Genomic DNA, 14,526 nt, shown 5'->3' on the forward strand with positions numbered 1-14,526 from the left:
CGCTCGTCCCGCCAGGCTCGGTCGGGAACGCAGGAGAGCGTACTGCCTCGTGAGCATGCTGAGCACAGGGCTTCGGCGTTGTACTGGCTGAGGCCCATCCCACATCGGCCGCACCTGCGCGTTGGCTCTCTCATAGCACTCCGTCATACCGAGTCGGTCCTGCCTGGGATGTGAAGACAGGCTATGCGGAGATCCGCATAACCACAGTTATATAACTGTGGTTATACGGACCGCATGGTTCCGCCCCCACACTCTTGCCACCGCCACGTAACTGCGTGAGCGGTCGGCTACCGAACGGGCTGGGGAGGGGGCGGCGTCATGGGAATCGATCCGCGTACGTCCTCGACCGAGCGTGGGCTACGCCGCCATCTGGTTCCGCAGCCGCGACAGCCTCTGTTCGGCCTCCTCCATCACCCCGGCGATGTCCGGGCTGTTCATGCGGATGATGCGCTGCAGCTGGTGGGGCAGCCTATGGGCGTGCGCGGCGGTAACCGCTCGGGCGAGCAGGTCCTGGGCCCCTGGGACGTCGCCGCTGACAAGGCGGACCTTCCCCGTGGTGATGAGCTGGATGACGTGCCACTGGGGCGCGACGGCGGTAGTCGGTGCGGGGGCCTGTTCCTCGGACTGCTGTATGGCTTGGCGTGCGCGGCCGGTCCCGAGGAGGCCTCGGATCTGGATTTCGTGCAGCGCGATGGGGTTGACCAGGCTTGTGTGCTCGACCTCATCGAGCATCGCTCGGGCTTCTTGGACGGTGTGGTCGAAGAGCGGGGCGTTGCCCAGAGCGCCGGCTGCTCGCGCGAGGAGTGGGAGCACTGCTGCTCGGCCGGAGCGATCCGGGGCGAGGGATGCGGCGCGTACGAGGCGGTTCACGGCGGCGCCGAGCAGTCCGGCCTTGCGCAGCTCGTTGCCGTGCATCCGCAGAGCGGTCGTGGTCAGGGCTGGGTCGTCGAAATGCGTCACGGCGTTGAGGCTCTTGGCAGTCCAGTGGGCCGCCGTTGCAAGTCGTTCTTCGGGAAGGACGTTGCCCAGGGCGGTTCCGAGTCCCAGGCGTGCGTTCGCCAGGAGCCGCAGGGCCTCTCGCTCCGTGTATCCGTCTCGGGCGCGGGCTTCGAGACGGGCGACGAGGGGCCAGAGTTCGGCCACTGCCTCCGAAGCGTGGCCAGCCTGTCGGGCGAGCTCGGCAAGACGAACGGTGGACTGGCCGAATTGAAGCATGGCCCGGAAGTCGGTGTCGGCGATGTCGGTAACTCCGAGGACGTGCGGGGGCACTCCGATTCGCTCGGCGATGTGCCGCAGCGAGGCCACGTCGGTCACCCTCCGTTTGCCGAGTTCGATGGCCGATACGTATGTCTTGTCGTAGCCGAGGAGGATGCCGGTGGCCGTTTGGCTCTCGCTGCGCATCCTTCGGTAGGCGCGAAGAATGGGGCCGAGCTCTCGCGTGGCGAGGACGGCCTGGGCCTCAGGTGTCGTCCAGAGCCAGGCCGCATGCCGTGTCATGGGAGCCGGGCGAATGTCCGGATTGGTCACGCCGGCTTACCCCCTGCTCGTGGAGGCGTAGACGGCAGCGATGGACCGCTTGTACCCCGCGGGCATGTTCAGGTCGGCCACCTCTGTCTCGGAGAAGAGCCCGACGCGGGAATGCTCATGGCTCACGACCGGAGCCTGGTCTGGAGTGAGGACGACGCATGCGTACGTCACTATCAGGACCCGTCGCCCGGGCAGCGGCTCGTAGATCCAGGTGTCGATCAGTTCGCCGGCCTGAACCTCCCAGCCCGTCTCTTCTCTGAGCTCTCGCTCGACCGTCGCCTCCGGGCTGGGGTCGCCGGGGCACGATCCCTCTGGGGGGCCGATCTCCAAGCGGCCACCGGGCAGTTCCCACTCGGCACGCTCGTTCCGGAGCAGAACGACACGGGCCCTGCGGTCGAGCGCGACCGCCTTCACCGAGACGGGCCACAGCGACGGTCGGTACGACATGCAGATTCCCAAGGTACGGGGTTGACCAGACCTTCGGAACCTAGCAGTCGCTCTCTGCCGGGGCTGGTGAATGCCCGACTTGTCCGGGTCGCCAATCTGTCGCTTTACCCGCCAACTCCCTTTCCGGAACCTGATCGGACCGTGCCCGAACCGCCAAGGAGCACCTTGATGCCGTCCATAGCGCGCGACACCGGATTCGAAGGTTTCTACATCGCGCCCCAGGCGAGCCACCTGATTCCCGCACAACTGCGTGAACTCGGCATAGTCACCATCGACCAGCTCGGTTCCCGGCAGGCTGTGCGCGGCTGCGCCGACCGCGTCATGACTGCGTGGAAGCACCCGGATAGTGACGCCGACCGGCTGACGATCATCCGCGATGCCGGCCCCAGGGCCCGGCGCGTGGGACAGGCGGGGTTCGGGCGCGGCGAACTGGGGCCTCATACCGAGCGGTCCAGCATTCCGCGGCCGCCCAGACTCATGATGCTGGTCTGCCTCCGAAAAGCTGATGCGGGAGGTGAGGTCCTCCTCACGGACGGCCAAGCGGTCCACGAGCACCTCAGCAGAACGGCCCCGGAGGCGTTGGAGTACATGAGCCGGCCCGGAACAGCTTTCTACGGGGGCGGCGGAGGCCATGCCTCACAGATCTTCACCCCCCTCGCCAGCCGGGCCCTGCTCCGCTTTCGACGTGACCAGCTCGCTCAGTTCAGCCCGCTGATCCAGCGGTTTCTTCCGCACCTGCATGAGGCGATCGCCGCGCACCAGCGTACTTTCCTCCTGGAACCCGGTCAGGGCTACATCGTGGACAACCACCGCTATCTCCACGCGCGGGCCGCCTTCGACGGCCCCCGGGAGTGCGTACGCGCCCTCGGCGAGCCCCGGTTCCCCATGCTCCCGGGCTTCTCCGTTGGGGACCTCTGGCAATCTCCGTCGGCCACTCCGGTCGGCATCCCGCGCCCGGCTTGTCGCTCTGCTCAGCCCGCCAGAGCCGGGGGTCGACCGTTCCTCGCTCCTACCCCGCAAGGGGTGGCAAGGTGACTTCCGCTACGACGTGGCCCCCGAGAACGAGGGACACCGACTCGGTCATCGCGGCCTACGACCGGGTGATGGGCTGGCCGTTGATCGTGCACTCCACCTTCGTCAGTCCGGATCGGGCCGCCTGCGAGCTGGCTGATGACCCTGGAGCCGCGCTCAGCACACCTTGCTGTGGCTTCGACGCTGTGTCCGTCCCGCCTGCCGTCGGCTTGGAGGCACTGGTCCTGGCCGGCCGACGTGGGCTGGAGAGCCCTCCGTGTCTGGTCATTCCCGATCAGCTGGTCGTCTTCCTTGTGCGTCCAGGCTCGGCGGACCACCTCCTGAGGCTGAAAAGCGTCTGTGTCGAGTCAGGTCCGGGAGGCCGCCTGGTGCTCCCCCCTGCAGGCGGAGCAAGGTGGGACACCCCTCCCTGGAGGATTCGGGAGGAAGCACGATGTCAGCTTCTTGACGGAGCTGATTTCGCAGCCTGCGTCACGGACGCCTTCCGCCTTGCGCCGGCCGTATCACCCTTGGCTGAACTGCATTCCGCCACGGCGCCCCGGTCTCCCCGGTCGGAGCTGGAGCAGCGCGACCTGGTGCTGTCTCCCAGCTGCGGTGCCCCCGGGCCAGCGGCGGTACCCGTCGGCGGCTTCCCGGCTGGCGGCGTCGGCCCGTAGTGGCCAGGCGGGCTCTCGTTCCGAGCCTCGCGGACCCATGTACCTCTCGAAACGATCTGAGTCTCCGCAGTGGCGGGGCTCCGACTACGTCCGGACATCCACTCATACAGGAGACCCTGTGACATCCCGCGAACGCCATTCCTTCCCGCTCTCGGGCGTATGCCTGGCCGGTGAGCGCTGATGTGGCTGTACGCCGTTGTTGCGGTCGCCGTGGCGGCTGCTGTGGCTGGTGCGATATCGGCCGTCCGGGAGCGAGCGCGCTCCCGGACGGCCGAGCAGCGAGCGAAGCACCTTGAGCGGGAATCAGCGAAGTCAGCGGAGCAGGCCCAAAGTGCGGTGCGACAAGCGCAGCAGGACGCGGGCCGCGCGGATAGCCACAGCCGGGCCGTCGTGCGGGAGCTCCAGCATCTGGCTGCCGTGCGGGTTCCGGCGCGGGTGGACCAGTTGCGCGGACCGGGCCGGCTGGTGCCGGGCCTGGCAGATGAGCGGCTGCTTGGCACGCCGGCCGGCGAAGCGTGCGAGCAGGTGCTCCTGGCCGTTGCCGATGCGGTGATGAACGACCGGATCCGCACCGACGAGGCCGCCCAGGAGAGCGTGCGGTCAGCGATGAGCACCATGCGAACACGGGCGAACGAGGCTGTGGCGCTGGTGGAGCAGGTCCAGCACCTCATCACCGATCCGGAGCAGTTGCGGGTCGTCTACGAGCTGGACCACACACTGGTGGTGATCCACCGGGAGGCTCAGCGTACGGCGGTGGCCTGCGGCGACTTGCCGGGGACCGCTCGGGAGGACACGGCGCTGGACATGGCGCTGGGCACGGCCCAGTCCCGTATCAGTCGGCATCAGCGGGTTTCGGTGATGAACCACGTTCCGCGTGAGACCGACGGGCGGGTGCTGGGAGTCCAGGCGCCGGCCGCCGAGCCGGTGATCATGGTGCTCGCCGAGCTGATGGAGAACGCTGTGTACTGCTCGGTGGGTTCGGGTCTGGTCAGGGCGGAAGCGCACCGCACCGCGACCGGCGTGGTAGTGACGGTCAGCGACAGCGGACCGGGACTGGACACCGTGGAGAAGCAGCAGTTCGTACGCCAGATGCTGGAGTCCCCCCGGCTGTTGCTGCGGGATCTCGGCTCCCCGCCCCGCAAGGGAATGGCTGCGATCGGACGTCTGGTGGGCCGGCTCGATGGTCTGACGTTGAGCCTGGCCCCGTCCTCCGCCCGCGGACTGCGGGCGGACCTGCACATCGACGCCAGCCTCCTCGTCCTGGTCGGCGAACGGAAGCGTCCCGCCAGTTCGGGGACCCCGCTCCAGCCGATACACCAACGCCACGACCCGCTCGAAGTGCCGGCTGCGCAGCCGATGTACCCGTCGAGCGAGGGGCGCGAGGACCCCGCGCGTTCCGCCCTGCCCGTCCGTGGCGCCCCCAGCGGGTTCCCCACGCGCACGCGTAAATCCCCCGGCGCCTCCACACCGCAGCACGACCCGTACGAACCGCTGTCCGGGCGCAGCGCCGACGAGGTCGGCGCCTCGTATGCGGCCCTGCAGTCCGGCACCCGCCGGGGCCGTGAACACACCGACCACAGTCACGGATCGGCTGACACCACCTCTTGGGAGTCATGATGAGCAACACTGTTCGGTTCCAGCCCTCGGATGCGCCGCTGTCGCAGCAGATCAACTACGGCGAGCGGGCGCAGCGCCTTCTCGAGGAGGCGAACGCCCTTGCCGTGATCCTCACCTCCACGGACGGCCTTCTGGTCGGAGCGCACCACGGAGCGGATCGGGACGAAGCGGAGAAGGTGGCCGCTCTGGGAGCGGTCCAGAACAGCTCCGCGATGACTCTGGCGCAGCTCTTCTCCTCCACCGAGGGCACCTCCAAGGTGCGTCAGTTGACTCTGGAGCGGGAGGATGACGGGTTCGTGATCCTGACGCCGGTCGGGCCGGGCATGACCGTGGCCGTGTTCACCAAGCCGAGGCCGGATCTGGCGGCTGCGGCCTACGAGATCGCCAAATTCGCTCAGTGGTTCGCCCCAGAGGTAGCGGACCGTGCCGAGGCGTGAGCCGCCGCGCGAGATCCCCGCCTACCTGGCGACCGGTGGCCGTACGCAGCCTCACCATCCGCTGCCGGACCTGCTGACCCGGCTGGTGTGGACGCGCGTGGACAGCGACACCTTCCTCACTCCGGCGCAGCAGGCCCTCTTCGATGCCGTCCGGGGTGGCTCGCTCACTCTGGCGGACGCCGCGGTGTATCTGCGTCAGCCGCTGCTCGCGATCCGGATCCTGGCGTCCGACCTGATCGAGCACGCGCTCATTCAGGCCGCCCCTCCCTCTGCCCAGTCCGACATCTCACTCCTGGAAACGGTCCTCCATGGCCTCCGCAACCTCAAGGACACCGCATAGCCCACCCGACTACATCCCGGAGGCCGCGCCCCTGCTGAAGCTGGTGGTGGCGGGTGGCTTCGGGGTCGGCAAGACCACGCTGGTTCAGGCCGTGTCGGAGATGCGCTCGCTCCACACCGAGCAGAAGATGACCACCGCCAGCGTGCCGGTCGACTCTCTCGATCACACCCCGGACAAGACCACCACCACCATCACCATGGATTTCGGCCGGCTCACACTCGATCCGGCCGATCCCCGCGCGCCGGTGCTGTACCTGTTCGGGACACCCGGGCAGACCCGGTTCCACAACGTGTGGAATGACGTCACCTACGGGGCGCGGGGCGCGGTGCTTCTGCTGGACCTGCGCCGTCCGCAGGAGTCCTTCGAGGCCATGGACCTCCTGGAGAAGTCCGCGATCCCTTACATCGTCGCGGTCAACGACTTCCCGGGCGCGCCGTACGTCTCGGACACCACCGTTCGCGAAGGGCTCGACCTGACCGAGACGACCCCGCTGATCCACTGCGACGCCAGGGACCGCAACTCAGCGATCGACACCCTGATCCGTCTCGTCCAGCACGTCATGACCATCTACCGCCAGGACGCCGCCCGATGAGCTCACCGCCCCCTCTGCCGTTCTACCCCCTGTACACCGACCATTTCGCCCAGGCCGGCAACCGGGCCGCCTACTACACCAGCATGCGTCAGCACCACGGAGACCTGGCCCCGGTGGAGATCGTGCCCGGTATCCAGGGATGGCTGGTCGTCTCCTACGCGGCCGCGCAGGATGTTCTCCTGGACCAGGACCGCTTCAAGAAGGACCCCACGGGGTGGGCGTCTGGGCTTCCCGTCGGGCACCAGGTCCTCGGCATGCTCGGGCCGAGGCCGAACCCGCTGTTCACTGACGGGGACCGGCATGCCCGCTACCGGCAGGTTGTCTCTGACACCTTCGCCGGGGTCGAGCCGCACCACCTGCGCGACACAACCCGGGTCGTGGCCGATCACCTCATCGACCAGTTCGCCGGCAACGGGACGTGCGACCTGATCAGCCAGTTCGCCCGGCCGCTGCCCTCATACCTGTTCAACCGGCTCTTCGGCCAGCCCGACGAGAAAGCACCCCGGCTGGTGTCCGCCCTGGCCGGGCTGATGGAGGGCGTGGACCAGGCGGCCGCGGCGACCGCAGAGTTCGAGCACTACATGGCCGACCTGCTCGCCGACAAGGCCGCACACCCCGGCCCTGATATGGCGACCGCGATGATGCAGCACCCCGCCCAGCTGAACCAGCTGGAGCTCCTGCACCACATCGTCCTCACCGTGGCTGCCGGGCAGGAACCCACCACCAACGCCATCGGCAACGGGCTGCTGGAGTACCTCACTGATGACGTCCTCTACACCAAAGTCGTCAACGGCACCCTCGACGTGGGCCCGGTCATCGAGCGGGTCCTGGCCACCCGGCCGCCGATGGCGAACTACGGCCAGCATTTCGCCCGCGGGCCCATGATGTTCCACGGCCGCCAGCTGAAGCCGGACGTGCCTGTCCTCGTCTCCTTCGAGGCCGTCGCCCAGGACCCTTCCGTGCTGGGGACCGGAGCTCACATGGCGTGGTCGCAGGGCCCGCACTCCTGCCCCGCCACCAGCATGGCCACCACCATCACCACCATCGCCCTCACCCAGCTCATCCACCGGCTGCCCGACCTCCACCTCGGCATACCCGCGAACGAGGTCCGCAACCGGCCCGGCCCCTACCACCACGCGCTCGAAGCCCTTCCCGCAGCTTTCACCCCGGTCACGGCCGCGACCCGCAGCGAACCGCCATGGCCGTCGAACCCCTACACCACCGCACCGCCGACCGACCAGGGGCGCGAAGCCGCACCCGAGCCCTCGGGCTGGCAGTCCTGGCTGCCGGCCGCCTGCCCCGCCGGTCGCACCGCCGTCTGACTCCGTTCCACCACCCGTCCGCAGATGCCCGCGCCGCTGAACTCGAGGGAGCACCCATGACGCACGTCTTCACGCTCGATCCCGCAGCCACCGACCGCACCGGCGAGGATGCCGCGCTGCGCACCCTCGGCCCCCTCACCCAGGTCGACATCCTGGGCGTGCAGGCATGGGCCGTCAGCGAACCGGAGACCCTCAGGAAGCTCCTCACCGACAAGCGGGTCTCCAAGGACCCCCTGCAGCACTACCCCGACTTCGCCTCGGTGGTGACCCGGTGGCCCCTAGTCACCTGGATCGCGGTGCAGAACATGTTCACAGCCTATGGTGACGACCACCGCAAACTCCGCAAGCTCATCGCCCCGGCCTTCAGTACCCGCCGCACCGAGCACATGCGCCCCGTCATCCAGGAGATAGCCGACCAGCTGCTCGACGCCCTGACGGAGAAGGCGCAGCGCGGCGAACAGGTCGACATCCGGGCCGATTTCGCCCACCAGCTGCCTATCCAGGTGCTCTTCCGGCTCATGGGCGTCCACCAGCGGTGGGAAGAGCGACTCGCAGGCCCGGTGCACAAGGTCTTCGCGACCACGCTCGGCCAGGAGGAACAGCAGGACAACTACGAGCTGCTGACGGAACTCCTCACCGAGTTCGTCGCCGAGAAGCGCGAGCAGCCCGGCGACGACCTGACCTGCGACCTGATCGCCGCCCGCGACGAGGGCACCAAACTCACGCAGCGCCAGCTCGTGGACACCCTGATTCTCGTCATCAGCGCAGGTTTCGAGACGACAGTCGGCCTGCTCACCAACGCCATCCGCAACCTCCTCACCCACCCCGACCAACTGAGCCTCGTCCTCGCCGGCCCGCCGGAGCAGTGGGACGCCGTCGTCGATGAGACGCTGCGCCGGGACGCCCCCGTCGCCTTCCTGCCCCTGCGCTACGCCGTGGAGGACATCCACATCGCCGGGGTCCTCATCAGGAAGGGCGAGGCGATCCTCGCGGCCTACAGCGCCGCCGGAAGGCACCCCGCGGCCCACGACCGGGCCGACGAATTCGACGTGGAACGGCCCGACAAGACGCACCTCGCCTTCGGCCACGGCGTCCACTACTGCATCGGCGCACCGTTGGCCCGCGCAGAGGGCACCATCGGACTCACTTCCCTCTTCCGCCGCTTCCCCCGTCTTCGGCTCGCTCACCCGGGTGCCGGCCAGCCGCCGACGGAATCGATCATCAGCAACAGCCCTCGCGAACTCCTCGTCCTCCCGGACCCCGCCAAGGAGCAGTCCACCACCGGTTCCGCGGGATCGCACGCATGAGCCCAGCCATCAGCAACCACCCCCCGATCGTCGATGACCACCGCATCGATGTGCGATCGGGCTGCCTCGACCGGGCCATGAGCTACCTCACCGGGGGCCCCATGCCGCACTTCCCCCGCGACCGCGCCCTCGCTCACCGTCTCCAGGAAGCCACCCCCTGGGTCGTGACCTCCCTCGAGATCAACCGGGCTTTTCTCCGCCAGACCGCCCACAACTTCGCTGTCCAGCAGGGAATCCGGCAGTTCATCAGCCTCGGCGCTCGCGCCGAGCTCCCCTGGCCTGGACAGCCGGAAGACATCCAGCCGGCCTGCACCGCGGTGCCCGAAGCGTCGTTCACCCACCTCGACGTCCTGCCGCCCACCGCAGTCACACGGCAGTCGCCCGGCTGCCACCATGCCCGCCGCACCATGCGCGTCGGCGACGTGCTCGCCGTCCTGCGAAGGCCCGTCCTCCAAGCAGTCGACCGGACCCGCCCCGTCGCCGTCCTCATCGACAACGCCGGAGCATGGACCAGCAGCGACGCCGACCTTCGCTTCGCCCTCAACCAGCTACGGGCATGGCTCCCCCCGGGCAGCACGCTCTGCATGACCCACGCCACCACGGAACTCGCTCCGGCGGCCGAACAGCAGGCTGCACTGCTGCGCCAAAACGAATCCACCCAGACCTACAGCCCGCGACCCCGCGAGACCATCGCCGGGCTCCTGAGCCCCTGGGCCCTGTCCGAGCCCGGCCTCGTCCCCACCAGCACGTTCTACCCCGGACACCGGCACGCTCAGCTCCCCGCCCATCACTCCGGCGCCTACGCCGCCATCACCCTCCACCCGGACAACGCCGCATGAGCACCCTCCACCACGCCGACGCGCACCTTCTCGGTGGCCGATCCGGCCGGCCGTGACCCGCCCCGCGCCTCCCTGCAAGGACTCTTCGATGCATCCCGATGTTGCACCGTCACCAGCCGAAACGCCGGTACCTCCTGCCCAGATCGTGATCAGCCTCTACCTTCGGCTCCTGCGAGAGTCGCGAGGCATGCTGCAGGAGAGAACCGCTGATTTCGTCGGGGTGGCCGTCTCCGCCGTGAGCAGGTGGGAAAGAGCCGTGACCCCCATTCCACCGAACAAACTGAGCCAAATGCTGCGCCTGTACGGGGTGAAGGATCCACACAAGGCGTTCCTGGTTCAGAGTATTCCTCCTCGGCGCAGCGACCGCATGGAGCAGGGGGTCGCCCTGCGTGCCCCTGACGATCACTGGGCGGATGTGGCTGATGCCGAGGCGACGGCGCGCCACATCGCGGTGATGCGGGCCGCGAGCGAGGTCATCGAGTACTGCATGAGGCCGCCGGCCGGGCTGCGTACACAGGCGTACGAACAACTGGTTCTGACTCCCAAAAACTGCGCCATCCCCGATGTGCCCCTGCTTGGGCTTCCCTCGTGGGTGCACGGCGTCGACTGGGCGCCAGGGCAGCGGCGGACAGTGATTCTGGACGAGGTCGTCCTCACACAGGGCGGCCATCATGCGGCGACTGTCGCCGCTCAGCTGCGCCACCTGGCCAGTCTCGTGGACCAGGAAGATCCCGGCGGCGGCCTGACGCTCCGCATCCTGCCGTTGAGCCGGGTCCCGATCGTTCTTTCCTCCGGGCCGGTCGCCGAGGTCACCGTCCGCGGCCACCGCATGGTGGCCAGCGCCCGGCTCTTCCCCAGCTACGAGACCGGCTCCGGCGCCGCACGGGCCGTCAGCGCGGGCCTGCTGGAGGCGCTCGATGCCGCGTGGAGCCGCGAAGAAACGCAGACCCGGCTCGTGAGCGCAGCCGAGGCCATGGAACGGAGGGCGGCTTCGTGACCGCCACCCCTCTGCAAGAACCTCCGTCAGCGGGGACTCGGGCTAGGCCCGGCGGCCGGCCGGCCGCACGAGGACGGACCGTATGCCCGTCGTCCCGAGCAGTCCTCGGACCCTTTCGTCGGCATCGCGGCCAGGCCCGTCGATGCCGAAGCACCCCCACGCCTAAGCTCGTTGGAGAAGCCGCCTTCATGTCCGGCATGTCGCTCGTTCCCTCCCGCTCATCTGGCCCTGATCCAGGCGACCGGCCGCCTCATATCTCGGGCGTCCTTGACTGCTTCACCGGCGGATCGGACAACTACCTGGCCGAACGGGAACTGGCGGCGCAGCTGCTCAACGCGGCCCCGTGGCTTCCGTCGGCGGTGCGCGCCCACCGCCGGCACACCACCCGCGTCGTGCAGTATCTGGCGACCGAGGGCTTCATCCAGTACCTCGACCTCGGCTGCGGGCTGCCCTACGCGGATCCGGGAGAAGAGGCCCTCCACCCGTACGATGCGGCCCGTTCGGTCCTCGTTGATGTGCACGGCACCCGGGCCGATGTCCGCACGGTGTACGTCGACAACCACGGACCGGTCTACGGCCACGCCAACATGATGCTGGCGGAGGAACGCGGGACCCTCGCGGTCCGGGCCGATGTCCGCAGGACCGCCGAGCTGCTGGCGCTCCCCTCGGTAACCTCGAAACTCGACCTGAACCGCCCGGTCGCGGTCCTGGCGCACGACCTGCTGCCGTGGATGGGCGACCACGACGCGGTTGACCTCCTCAACGACCTCCGCCGCCTCCTGCCGCCAGGCAGCGCGCTGTCCCTCACTCACACCGGGACCGACATCCATCCCGGCCCCGGGAACGCGGACAGCATCCGGGCACTGCCTGGGATCTACGCCGAGGCGGGCATCGACTTCCATCCCCGCTCCTCCGGACACCTGCGCGCCCTGCTCAACCGGTGGTCCGTGCAGGACCCCGGCGTCGTACGCACCGAGCTGTGGGGATCCGGCTACGGACCCTTCGCCCAGCGCACCCCGAGGGGTCCCGGAGACTTCACCGGCGCCTACGCCGTCATCGCCCTGACGACCGCCCTCTGACCGCCAACCGGAGAACGCCGTGCTTCCCCTTCCGAATGCCCCCGCGAGCCCCGATCGCCGGTGCGCCCCTGAGCCACCGTGCCCCACCGCGGAGCGCTTCGCGCGTGACCTTCAGGACGTCACTCCCGCAGACGAGCAGACCCTCACGGCGGCCCGTGTCCCCTCGGGGAGGCGGTGATGGGCGGGCAAGGACTGGGCGAGCGGCACCTGCAGGCGGCCGAGCGGATCGTCGGCGGAATGACGCTCCTAGAGGCCGCAAAGGCCCTGGGCGCTTCTCCTCAGGCCATGTCCGCGATCGTGGACGGCCTCCAGAGGTCCCTCGGCGTGCTCACGCTGCGCGCCATGTGCTTCCGCGCCCTGGAACAGAACCTGGTTCCCCTCCCGGGCCCGTACGCGCAGCTGCAACTGGACCCGGTCACCCGGCATGTGTGGGAAGCGATGCGCTGGGACATCCTCGACATCGACCTGGTGCCCGTCCTGAGTAAAGCGCTCAGTCTGTCCCGCGGCACCATCCAGTCCGTCATCGACCAACTGTGCGAGACCCATGGGACAAGCCGCCACGGCCTGATCCGCGCTGGATTCGCCCACGGCGTGCTGGCCGCCGACCAGACGGTGACACCCCCGTCCTCCGCAGAAGTGCGGCCCTCCCGCCCTGGGGCAGGCAGTTGGGACCCGGGCCCATCTCAGCGCCGTGTTCTAGCCCTGCTGGCTTCGGGCCGGGACGAGGCCACTTGCGCCCGCGAGGAGCGGGCGACGATCAGCGCCATCGCCTGGAGGGTCGGCCGCTGCAAGGGCATGGCGGGTGTCCGTTCCGGGCGGGCCCTGATCCACGAGGCTCTGCGTGCCGGTGTGCTACTGCCGCCCCAGACCAACAACGGCGTGGAACCGGCGGGCGGAGAGCGGGCCGTGTGGCAGAGCCTGCCCCTGGACGTGCCCGACAACCAGCTCGCCGCGACCATCGGCAACAGCACCGGTCTCAGCATCAACGTCGTCCACGGATATCTGCGCAGGCTCCGCATCCGCCACCGAACCGACGAGGCCGCCGTCTACGCGGGCTGGAAATACGGTGTGATCACCGCGGACACGCCGACGCTCCCGCCGGGCGGGGAACCGCTCCCACCAGCGCTACCGGCCCCCGCACCACGAGCAGACACTCCTGCCGCTGGTCCGCTGATGAAACTGAGCCCGCGCCAGCACCAAGTCCTCACCCTGCTCACGGTGGACGGCATGAACCTCGACGAGGCCGCCGCACACCTGGGAAGTCAGAACGCCACCGTTCGCGCGCATAAGCGCTCCTGCCTCCAACGGGCGGAAGCAGCGACGCTGCGCGCCCTCACCCACCGCGCTCTGAGCCTCGGTCTGCTCGACCCGCTCGATGCCGGTGACCGAGACCCAGGGAAACTGCCCGGCGACGCGGAAGTGGTGTGGCAGCACCTGCCGGTCGATGTACCCGATCACCAGCTGGTCGAGCAGATCGCCCGGATGGCCAGTCTGAGTGAAGGGCGTGTCCAGGAGTGCCTGAAACTGCTGCGCGCCACCGGGCTGACCGATCCGCAGCTCGTCGCCGTGGGCTGGCACCGAAAGCTCCTCAATACCCGCGCTGCCAGCACCACGCCCGCGCCGGCTCCTGTGATCGCGCCGCAGCGCCGTCACACCCTCGTGCACCGGCGGACCGGCACCCAGCCCGATCCGCTGCGCCTGCTGCCGAACTCACCGCCAGCGCCAGCGTTCAGCGGTGATGGCCCGCAGTGGGGTACAGCTGCAGTCGCCGGTGAGGAGCTGGACTTCGTACGGATCAGCCCGTCAACCTGCTGCTTTTTCCTCTCCCGCATCCCCGCGACGCGGTGGGGACCGGTTCTCGGCCTGCCAGAAGTGCACGAGGTGCTACTCCTCACCGCCTCCGGACCCCGGCCCGCGCGACGCGGTCAGGCAGCACGCCTCGTCCGCCCCAGCACCACGGTCAGACTTCCCGGCCTCAGTGTGCGGACCGGGCCCGGGCACTACTGGGCGGTCGATCCTCGGGCACCGCTCTGGGAGCAGAAGGACCTCGCCTGGCTGCTGGAGAACAGCCAACGGCCCATGCCTACCCCCTTCGAGGCAACCCGATGACCGTCCTTGGGCACCACGTCGCCAAGTCCGCTGATCCCGACCGCAGTGCAGTCCCGAACGGTCGCACAAGCCGCAGATCCCTGCGGGGCTCGCGGCCGACGGGGCGCTGCTGCTGCCAATCCCCCTGTCCCAGGAGGACTCGGTCCAGCTACTGCCGCTGGCCCTCGTCCTGACCGCCGCCCGTCACTACGCCGGGCGCGGCCCTCTCAGCGCTACCTCGTCCGA

General features: G+C 69.0%; 13 protein-coding genes. 11 read left to right on the forward strand and 2 right to left on the reverse strand.

Annotation, left to right across the window (positions count from 1 at the left end; all coding sequences use genetic code 11):
- Positions 1 to 357: 357 nt before the first annotated feature.
- Together ACIQMX_RS36715 and ACIQMX_RS36720 are read right to left on the reverse strand one after the other, a co-directional pair.
- Positions 358 to 1,497: a helix-turn-helix domain-containing protein gene (locus ACIQMX_RS36715; protein WP_402484622.1), complete on the reverse strand. Its 1,140-nt coding sequence runs from the start codon at positions 1,495 to 1,497 to the stop codon at positions 358 to 360.
- Between the two features lie 36 nt (positions 1,498 to 1,533).
- Complete coding sequence (locus ACIQMX_RS36720) at positions 1,534 to 1,974, reverse strand: NUDIX domain-containing protein (RefSeq protein WP_402484624.1); 441 nt, start codon at positions 1,972 to 1,974, stop codon at positions 1,534 to 1,536.
- 480 nt (positions 1,975 to 2,454) lie between these two features.
- Between ACIQMX_RS36720 and ACIQMX_RS36725 the strand changes: the two genes are divergently transcribed.
- The 11 genes from ACIQMX_RS36725 (at position 2,455) to ACIQMX_RS36775 (ending at position 14,301) form a co-directional block, all read left to right on the forward strand.
- Positions 2,455 to 3,009, forward strand: coding sequence for a TauD/TfdA family dioxygenase (locus ACIQMX_RS36725; RefSeq protein WP_402484821.1), 555 nt, complete (start codon positions 2,455 to 2,457; stop codon positions 3,007 to 3,009).
- Between the two features lie 989 nt (positions 3,010 to 3,998).
- The gene (locus ACIQMX_RS36730; RefSeq protein WP_402484627.1) at positions 3,999 to 5,279 is read left to right on the forward strand and encodes a hypothetical protein; all 1,281 of its coding nucleotides are present in this window, start codon (positions 3,999 to 4,001) and stop codon (positions 5,277 to 5,279) included.
- Entirely contained in the window at positions 5,279 to 5,716 is a 438-nt protein-coding gene (locus ACIQMX_RS36735) for a roadblock/LC7 domain-containing protein (RefSeq protein ID WP_402484629.1), read from the forward strand. Before ACIQMX_RS36730 ends, ACIQMX_RS36735 begins: the two co-directional genes overlap by 1 nt.
- Complete coding sequence (locus ACIQMX_RS36740; protein ID WP_402484631.1) at positions 5,703 to 6,056, forward strand: DUF742 domain-containing protein; 354 nt, start codon at positions 5,703 to 5,705, stop codon at positions 6,054 to 6,056. Before ACIQMX_RS36735 ends, ACIQMX_RS36740 begins: the two co-directional genes overlap by 14 nt.
- Entirely contained in the window at positions 6,025 to 6,648 is a 624-nt protein-coding gene (locus ACIQMX_RS36745) for a GTP-binding protein (protein ID WP_402484633.1), read from the forward strand. Before ACIQMX_RS36740 ends, ACIQMX_RS36745 begins: the two co-directional genes overlap by 32 nt.
- Positions 6,645 to 7,970 (forward strand): cytochrome P450, encoded by a 1,326-nt coding sequence (locus tag ACIQMX_RS36750; protein WP_402484635.1) that lies wholly within the window; start codon positions 6,645 to 6,647, stop codon positions 7,968 to 7,970. Before ACIQMX_RS36745 ends, ACIQMX_RS36750 begins: the two co-directional genes overlap by 4 nt.
- 56 nt (positions 7,971 to 8,026) lie before the next feature.
- A complete protein-coding gene (locus ACIQMX_RS36755; protein WP_402484637.1) occupies positions 8,027 to 9,277 on the forward strand; it encodes a cytochrome P450 in 1,251 nt (416 codons plus the stop codon).
- Complete coding sequence (locus tag ACIQMX_RS36760; RefSeq protein WP_402484639.1) at positions 9,274 to 10,116, forward strand: SAM-dependent methyltransferase; 843 nt, start codon at positions 9,274 to 9,276, stop codon at positions 10,114 to 10,116. Before ACIQMX_RS36755 ends, ACIQMX_RS36760 begins: the two co-directional genes overlap by 4 nt.
- Before the next feature lie 88 nt (positions 10,117 to 10,204).
- The gene (locus tag ACIQMX_RS36765; RefSeq protein ID WP_402484641.1) at positions 10,205 to 11,113 is read left to right on the forward strand and encodes a Scr1 family TA system antitoxin-like transcriptional regulator; all 909 of its coding nucleotides are present in this window, start codon (positions 10,205 to 10,207) and stop codon (positions 11,111 to 11,113) included.
- A gap of 188 nt (positions 11,114 to 11,301) precedes the next feature.
- Positions 11,302 to 12,192, forward strand: a complete 891-nt coding sequence (locus ACIQMX_RS36770) for an SAM-dependent methyltransferase (protein ID WP_402484643.1) — start codon at positions 11,302 to 11,304, stop codon at positions 12,190 to 12,192.
- A gap of 177 nt (positions 12,193 to 12,369) precedes the next feature.
- The gene (locus ACIQMX_RS36775) at positions 12,370 to 14,301 is read left to right on the forward strand and encodes a hypothetical protein (protein ID WP_402484645.1); all 1,932 of its coding nucleotides are present in this window, start codon (positions 12,370 to 12,372) and stop codon (positions 14,299 to 14,301) included.
- Positions 14,302 to 14,526 lie beyond the last annotated feature (225 nt).

The organism is Streptomyces sp. NPDC091416 (genome assembly GCF_044756845.1).
GTDB lineage: Bacteria > Actinomycetota > Actinomycetes > Streptomycetales > Streptomycetaceae > Streptomyces.